Annotated in this window: 4 protein-coding genes, 1 other RNA gene and 5 pseudogenes; 6 read left to right on the top strand and 4 right to left on the bottom strand. The window is 31.9% G+C overall.

The features are described 5' to 3' along the window. Positions 1-178 precede the first annotated feature (178 nt). The 3 genes from ARSQ2_RS14585 to ppiD all read left to right on the top strand — a co-directional run bounded on the left by ARSQ2_RS14585 (position 179) and on the right by ppiD (position 2,497). Positions 179-364, top strand: coding sequence for an HU family DNA-binding protein (locus ARSQ2_RS14585; protein WP_420837727.1), 186 nt, complete (start codon positions 179-181; stop codon positions 362-364). Beyond that, positions 327-518 (top strand): HU family DNA-binding protein, encoded by a 192-nt coding sequence (locus ARSQ2_RS14580; protein ID WP_420837726.1) that lies wholly within the window; start codon positions 327-329, stop codon positions 516-518. Before ARSQ2_RS14585 ends, ARSQ2_RS14580 begins: the two co-directional genes overlap by 38 nt. A gap of 65 nt (positions 519-583) precedes the next feature. Further along, on the top strand, positions 584-2,497 hold the full coding sequence (gene ppiD / locus ARSQ2_RS02905; RefSeq protein WP_238334276.1) for a peptidylprolyl isomerase: 1,914 nt from the start codon (positions 584-586) through the stop codon (positions 2,495-2,497). 749 nt (positions 2,498-3,246) lie between these two features. Here ppiD and queC read toward each other — a convergent pair. After that, positions 3,247-3,951 (bottom strand): annotated as a pseudogene (gene queC, locus ARSQ2_RS02900) (7-cyano-7-deazaguanine synthase QueC). 544 nt (positions 3,952-4,495) lie between these two features. Between queC and ARSQ2_RS14575 the strand changes: the two are divergent. The 3 genes and pseudogenes from ARSQ2_RS14575 to ffs all read left to right on the top strand — a co-directional run. Continuing rightward, a pseudogene (locus ARSQ2_RS14575) lies at positions 4,496-5,219 on the top strand (ABC transporter transmembrane domain-containing protein); the annotation flags it as partial. A 47-nt stretch (positions 5,220-5,266) separates the two neighbouring features. After that, positions 5,267-5,695, top strand: a pseudogene (locus tag ARSQ2_RS15200) (ATP-binding cassette domain-containing protein); the annotation flags it as partial. 317 nt (positions 5,696-6,012) lie between these two features. Then, positions 6,013-6,109, top strand: an RNA gene (gene ffs / locus ARSQ2_RS02890) — signal recognition particle sRNA small type. A 499-nt stretch (positions 6,110-6,608) separates the two neighbouring features. On the opposite strand, the pseudogene hha reads toward ffs, so the two are convergent. The 3 genes and pseudogenes from hha to ARSQ2_RS02875 all read right to left on the bottom strand — a co-directional run. Then, positions 6,609-6,831 (bottom strand): annotated as a pseudogene (gene hha, locus ARSQ2_RS02885) (hemolysin expression modulator Hha). Positions 6,832-6,899: 68 nt separating this feature from the next. Next, positions 6,900-7,253 (bottom strand): Hha toxicity modulator TomB, encoded by a 354-nt coding sequence (gene tomB, locus ARSQ2_RS02880; RefSeq protein WP_238334274.1) that lies wholly within the window; start codon positions 7,251-7,253, stop codon positions 6,900-6,902. 514 nt (positions 7,254-7,767) lie between these two features. Then, positions 7,768-8,097: pseudogene (locus ARSQ2_RS02875) on the bottom strand (efflux RND transporter permease subunit); the annotation flags it as partial. Between the last annotated feature and the right edge of the window lie 139 nt (positions 8,098-8,236).

Genomic DNA, 8,236 nt, shown 5'->3' with positions numbered 1-8,236 from the left:
CAATATGGTGTAATCAAAATTAAGTCGCTTAGCTATATTTGGCTGTAATATGTTTTCTTGCCATACTTTTGTAGTATTGTGTAGTATTGTGTAGTATTGATGCGACGGTGTCATATTTTTGTGAACCGTTAGCAATATGTTTGTTTAATCCATAATTAATAAAATGGGGATGATAAGCGTGAAAAAGAAAGAGCTAATAGAAAAAATTGCTAAAGCGTCAAAGGCTGCTAAATCAGTCTCTGAGAGCGTGTTAAATGCATTTCTCAAAATTGTATCTCAAACTCTCAAAAAAGGAGATAAAATTCAGTTAATAGGCTTTGGCGCTTTTGAAAGTAAAGAACCGTCCAGCAAGTGCTGGACGTAATCCTCAAAAAGGTAAGGCTATTAAGATAGCTGCGGTAAAGGTACCAACATTTAAAGCCGGCCAAAAATTAAAAGATTCTGTTAACGGCCAGAAAAAAAATAAAAATTGCGGCATACTGTTAACGGATAAACTAAAACAGAATCAATTGTTTTAGTAAGTTAGGATAGAGCGCATCATAAAGGTGATCCGCTTTTTTCTTTTACGCTAAAATAGCGTATTATGCGTCTATTTACTTTGATTAAAACGGAGAGTAGCCTCTTTATGATGGACAAGCTATGCACGGCGGCGAATAGTCCTGTACTAAAAATAGTATTTGTGATTATTATCCTATCTTTTGTGCTTACCGGTGTTGGTGGTTACCTGATTGGCGGTTCAAGTAATCACGCGGCGAAAGTGAATGGCACAGAAATTAGTCAAGTTCAATTACAGCAAGCTTTTCAGCAAGAAAAGCAAGCATTACAAGAACGACTAGGTGATCAATTTGATGAAATTGCCAGCAGCGAGCAAGGGATCCAGATGCTGCGTCGTCAAGCTTTAGAACGTTTAATTGGTGTGACATTGCTTAATCAATATTCAAATCAATTGGGTTTAACGGCGAGTGATGAGCAAATTAAGCAGGATATCTACAACATGCCGATATTTCAGACTGACGGGCATTTTGATAGTGAAAAATATCGGGCTATTTTATCTCAACATAATGTTAATGCCGATGATCTTGCCCAAGAAATACGACAAAATTTGATTAACCGTCAACTCAGTAAAATGTATGTGACAGATGAATTCGTCTTACCTAAAGAAATTAGGTCCTATGCTGAGTTACTTTTACAGCAACGTGAAGTGAAAAAAGCAACTATGTCGCTTGCTAACTATCAATCTAAACAAACGGTTAAAGATAAAGAATTACAAGATTACTATAATACACATCAGAACAGTTTTATTTCACCCGAACAGGTACAGGTTAGTTATATTAAGTTAGATGCTGCTTCTCAACGTGAAAATGTGGCAGTCAAAGATGAAGAGCTGAAAAGCTATTATGAGCAAAATATAGCTAATTTTACTCAGCCCGCGCAAAAACATTACAGCATGATCCAGTTGGCAACAGAAAAAGAAGCCGATTCCGTTGCTAAAGAATTGGCTGATGGGGCTGATTTTAACCAATTAGTTGCCGAAAAATCGACAGATAAATTTGGTGCAGCAAATCATGGTGCTCTTGGTTGGATAGAGGCGACTTCAACGCCAAGTGAAATTATTGCTGCGAATCTAACTAAAAAAGGACAGGTTTCTGGCGTAATAAAATCAGCTAGCAATTATATTATATTTCGTCTTGATGATATTAAACTTGAAGTAATAAAACCTTTTCAGTCAGTAAAAACTGAGATTGCCGATAGCCTAAAAAATGAAAAAGCGATTAATGCATTTTATTCATTACAACAAACTGCAAGTCGCGTGGCGATGGATGATAACGAATCGTTAGCAGCAGCTGAAAAAGTTACTGGTATTAAAGCGGTAACAACAGATTGGTTTAGTCGTAATAATCTGCCTGAAGAAATAAGATTTGATAAAGTGGCTGATTTTATTTTTAACGGCAACTTATTAGATAAAAATGGGCCAACAGGTATTAACTCAGATGTTATTAATGTCGATGGTGATCGTGCCTTTATTATTCGAGTTGAAAAATATAAACCAGAGGTAACACAACCATTCGATGAGGTGAAAAAATCAGTAGCTGAATTAGTCAAGTTTAATAAAGCTACAAAAGAGATGGAAGCAGAGGGCAATAAATTGCTGAGCGCATTAAAACAAGGGACAGCTGCAGCGGCTTTGGCAAAACAGGGTATTACCTTTGGTGAGGCAAAGATTATCAAACGTTTTGATCAAAATGACTCATTGGCTGAGCAAATTTTTCAGATGCCAATTCCTAAAGAAAATACACTGACTTATCTCAGTAGCAAAGATACCAAAAATAATTTAGTGATTATTCAATTGGTCAAAGTTACTCAGGGGCAACCGACGGAAGATGAATTAAAAGTCTTTTCGCAACGCTATAAAATGATACTTGGCGATGTGATGATGGAATCAGTGATGTTGAATTTACGTGATAAGGCTAAAGTCGATTTAGGCCGAATTGAGTAATTTGCGATCGACTTCCACATAATTTTATACAATTACATAAATTAGAGGCTGCGCTTGTGCAGCCTCTTGCTGTTATATCATTTTATTGTCGTAATGTTTTTTTATTCTTGTATCTTATTCATTGCTTAGAAAATCTGTTTTTTCATAGAAAATTATCACAGAATTGCTTAGCAAACTGCCATAAAGCGTATAGATCAGGGAAATATAATATCAATTTTGGTAAATAAATATTGATTTTTATTAATTAACAAAGAGGTTATAACATGTTTCTAATAATAAAAAAGAAACTAATATATACAACTAGGATCTTAATTTTTGCGATAGGATTTTCTCATACCGCATTTACCCAATCTGATCAGCTAAAAGTAGTTAATGATCAAACGAAAACTGGAACGAAATCAGTTATAAATAAAACAGTCAAGCGACAGTTGATGGATGATATAGCTGGGCGACTTTAAAATGATTACAAGTAATTACTCTATATCAGTAAATTTATATTGGAGAAAAATATATATTTTGTAATCAAAATTAAGACGCTTAGCTATATTAATACATAATAGGAGCTGAGAGGGAATTATTAATCTCAGTTCCTTATTCATTACACCAGTATAGGCTAGAAGTGTAAGATTACATTTAAGCCAAAAGTACTAAAAATAATTTATTGTATCTTCTATTAATTAATATAGTGGCGTTGATTGTAAGTTAAATTGCCTTATTGTTTGAATATCGTAAATAGTATCTATTTAAAATCATTTAAGGTGTATTTTTTGTTTTAAAAAGGACATGATTGCTTGTCGATGATGAAGATAATATTTTAATCCATCTGCGTGCAGATGGGGCACCCAGCACATTGTTGACAACCATTGCCTATAATACTATTGTAAAAAGTAAAGGTTTTATTTTGTACTAATTTTAATGAGTGGTAATAATCGGCTAGTGAACAAGTCTCGGCTTTATTTAGCCACATAAGAGGGGTTTCAAAGCGAATTGGTTTCGCTATATCCAGAAAAATAGCTTGATTGAGCGCTTTAACGAATTCATCCCTATAATCAGGGTAACCAGAAAAGTCTGTTTCACAGACACCGGTTATAACCACGTCAACTTGAACTTGGTAAGCATAAATAGCAGCAAGTGTTAGAAATAAAATATTACCTTCTGGAACGAAAGTATTGGGTAATTCACTTTCAATACTTTTTTTCATAGGAAGGTATTGGAATGTTGTCGCGAGTTAGGCTACTGATAGCAAGTTCATTTAATAATCCGACATCCAGTATTTTATGTGCTGCGATGTTAAAATGCTGGCATATTTTTTGAGCAGCAACAATTTCAGCACTATGACGTTGAGTATAATTGAAAGTGATACAATGAACTTCGTTATATTGTTTTATTGCTTGTATAAAACAAGTGGTCGAATTTTGTCCGCCACTAAATACAATAACTGCTCGTTGCGTCATACTTAATGCTATCCATCGATAAAGTACAAGTAAAAAATTTTGCTAGTAAAGATGATACGTTATGTTACCGAGTTTAATCTAGTTTAGATAGCCTTAATTGGGAAGATATATTCATAGTATTATATTATTTGTTTAAATTATGAACTATTTTATTCTGACTATTTATTATCGGTAGCATATTAATTTTATGTAATTATGCGATAAAAATGCCATGATTTGTTGAATACATCCTGATATTACATTTCTTATAAAGCTGATAAAATCAGGTTGTTAAAAGTATTTTATATAACATTATGAGATTTGGTGAGTTACGATAGTTTTTATAAACATATAGTCAACAATGTAGCTAATTGAATTGATCATTTTTATTTTTGATTGAGAAAATAAAATATATCACAATTTTGTTTGTATCTGATTAATTTATTGAGCTGTATTTTATTATATTTTTTGATGCAATTTTCAATATCAGGATAAAAATGTGGGAATATTTTCTCAATTACGTTGGTATTTTTTAACTGAGTGACGCCGGTATTTTGGTGTTGTCATGTTATTAATTTTTATTGCAGGGTTACAACTTATTCCACCACGGCTTATTGGCTTTATTATTGATGGTATTAGTAAGCAAACCATGAGTATTAAACAACTTTTGGGCTGGATAAGTGTGATGGTGGTTATTGCATTTATTATTTATGGATTGCGTTATATTTGGCGGTTATGATTATTTGGCGCTTCTTATAAATTAGCTGTACAGTTAAGACAAAAATTTTATCAACAATTTAGTCGCCAAACTCGCGAGTTTTATTTACGACATCGAGTAGGCGATCTTATTGCACGTACAAAAAATGATGTTGATCGAGTTGTCTTTTCGGCGGGAGAAGGTGTCCTGACACTAGTCGATTCTTTGGTGATGGCTTGTGCTGTTTTAATTGTCATGAGCATAGAGATTAATTGGCAACTGACCCTGCTTTCATTGCTACGAAAGCCAATCATGGCAGTCATTATTAAGCGATATGGTGAGCAACTGCATACACGCTTTAAATCTGCTCAAGCGACATTTTCTTCTCTCAATAACCATGCCCAGGAAAATTTAATTAGTATCCGTATGATTAAAGCGTTTGGTATCGAAGATCACTAATCCCATAAGTTTGAGATTGCCGCATTAGAGGCTGGACGTAAAAATATGCATGTTGCTAAAGTTGATGCAAAATTTGACCCTACAATCTATATTACGATAGGTGCTGCAAATTTTTTGGCGCTAGCTGGTGGTATAGCTAAGCGTCTTAATTTTCATTACAAAATTAAGACGCTTAGCTATATTTTCGCAACTGTGCAGCTTGTTGATTGGGTATATAAATTGCATGATGGCTTAAATACGCTGTTAGGTGAGCAAGGTAAGATGCTATCTGCGGGGTAGAAGCAATTATTGGCATTAGCGCGTGCTTTAGTACGAACGACGAAAATATTAATATTGGATGAAGCAACGGCCAATGTCGATTCGGGAACTGAGAGAGCGATCCAAAAAGCTTTACAGTTAATTCGTCGGCAGACAACATTAATCGTTATTGCTCATCGTCTTTTATAGACGCGGATAAAAATTTTTTTTACATCGTGGAAAATCGTTGAGCAAGCCAAACATAATCAATTATTACGACACTCGTGGCTTTATGCTCAGATGTACCAATTGCAACAAATTGGTAATTTATTACATGCTGATAGCGTAGAACGTCTAGATGTGGTTAATTAATCTTTTTTCTATTTTATTCTTACTTATTTGTGGATTTTTTATTAATATATTTTTACATTTCATATTGAAAATTGTTTTTTCTTCACTTCGAAGATTGATAAATTAAGATTATACTAGATTAGATACTTATTTTGTTGTAAATAAGGTCAACTTTAATCTTTTTTGTTATTATTTATATACTGTTAAACTATTTGTATGTTTAATATTATTTATTTGAATAAAAAAACAACACTTGATTTCTGTTTTCTTGCTATTTGAATATGAATAGCGCATAATGGGCGCCTCTATTGTTCTTAGAGAGGCATTCAATGGGGTCCTGTTAGTTCTCCCGCAATGCTAACTTGTTAACTTGGTCAGGTCTGGAAAGAAGCAGCCATAGCAAAGGGTGTATGTGAAGGGATGTCGCTGACAGGACTCCTCCATTTTAACACTTCTAAAATATTTATATATTTTCAGATAAAATTAATCCAGTTAACAAAAATTGTTTTTATGTTGAAAATTGCTAAATTAATTAAATATGGTTGGTTTTTTACATAGAGAAAAATTTTAATTAGTTTGATAAATTTTAATTTTAATCTAAATGTCAGTTTTTGTTTAGTTTTTATAGAAAAATAAGATTATGTGAAATTAAGAATTTTGATTAATGATGCAATTAAATTATTAATTAAAAATTAAATAGCATTGCATTGATTTTTTCATAAATAGTTATTTTTTAGCTATGGTTTTTATTAATGAAAAAGAGTTATGGTTGAGTGAGGATAATTATAGGGTTATTTTTTGATTAAGTGAAATATAAATATGGTTCATTTTTTAATCTAATAACGTAAGCAACACAATGAATGAATATTTAAGTTATATAGTTATTAATAAAAGCAGGTAACGGCTATCAGCTAAAATTATAACCATATCTTTTTTAATAAAAGAAAGACTTATTTATTAACAAACATATTTTCAAACTGACGAACGAAATTTTGTCATAAAGTTTATTCATTGTGAACTCTGCTAACTTATGGTCTGCGGGAGAATAAAATAAATCAAGTTCGTCTTCAGATAATGCATATTTTTTCGATTACGCGCTCCAATGTTTCGATAGTCGTACATCTTCTTAAGCGCCTCAGATAGTCAAATTTAGTCATAATTTCCTTTTTTTAAATTATAGATGTATAAAATATGAATGTTATTGGCTGTTGCGTCAAGTGTTACTTCATGAAGATTTTATATCATTTATTAATATTTCAGCCAAATGCTCATTTATTTTTTGCCAATCAGAAATATTTGTTAGGCTCATTACAGGTTTACCAAATAGGTTATAAGTTTCATCCAAATATTCGTCAATAAAAATAAAAAGGTTTACGTTATTTGGATATTTTAATTTAAATTGACCAATAAAATCTGTGATATGATCAATTAATACATTAAGTTTAACGCTTTGATCGGAATCAAGATCATTTTTCCAATGGGTTTTTGTCTTATCCAAAGTTAACATCGTTTCACGATATAGAGCATCACATAAATACTTTAGCACTAAGATATCATAACTTCCTTGGTGAGTACTCATCCATAATCATCTCCATTTAAACCACAGATTACGGGTTATTACTCATTTTTATTGCATAATACTGCTAAAGATGAAGAAATTACCATTGAATTAATATATTATTTTATTTTTTGTAAAATCAAAACACTATTAATTATGATTGTTACTAAAATTATAAATGGGTGTCGATAAACAATCAGAAGAATGTAGATAATTTATACTTGTGTGAGTATAGCAAAAGTAAAGCAAACAACCTACTGGATATTAATATAGTACTATTATTGCATAAGTTACTATCTCTGTATAAAGTTTTTTGTTATATGATGTTAATCAAGGAACTAATCTAGAGAAAAATATCAAATATATACAAAAAGTTACAGTATTACTATGTAATTTTATTATTATTTATTTTTTATTAAAAAATAAGTTCTAGTCATATATTTAGAGTTATTTTTCATTTATTAAAAAACATGTTTACTTAAAAGGCCAGAATATCTGGCCTTTTAATGGAAATATTACTAATAATCTAACTAAGCTAATATTTATTTTTGAAATGTCTACGTATAACGACAAAAAATACTGGAATGAAATAGATTGCTAATGTGGTTGCTGAAATCATTCATCCAAGTACACCGGTACCTACAGAGTTTTGCGCGCCTGAACTTGTACCGTTACTAATAACGAGCTGTAAAACGCCAAGCATGAATACTAATGATGTCATTAAAATAGGCTGTAAACGCATTCTGACAGCATCTAGCGTCGCTTCAATCAATCCTTTTCCTTCTTTTTCCATTAAGTCTTTAGCAAACTCAACAATTAAAATGGCATTTTTGGCAGATAGACCAATAGTTGTTAATAAACCTATAGCTAAGCGACTTAATTTTGATGACATTATTTATATGAGCTATTCAATTAATTTTAGACGTAAAGTGATATTTACGATGGAAGAAGAAGGGTGGAGTATACGAGAAACAGCGAAGCAATTTCGGATTGACTCTGCATCT

Source organism: Arsenophonus endosymbiont of Bemisia tabaci Q2, from assembly GCF_902713415.1.
Classification (GTDB): Bacteria; Pseudomonadota; Gammaproteobacteria; order Enterobacterales; family Enterobacteriaceae; genus Arsenophonus.
The sequence above is the reverse complement of the archived record's forward strand: the minus strand, read 5'-3'. Positions and strand labels throughout refer to the sequence as shown.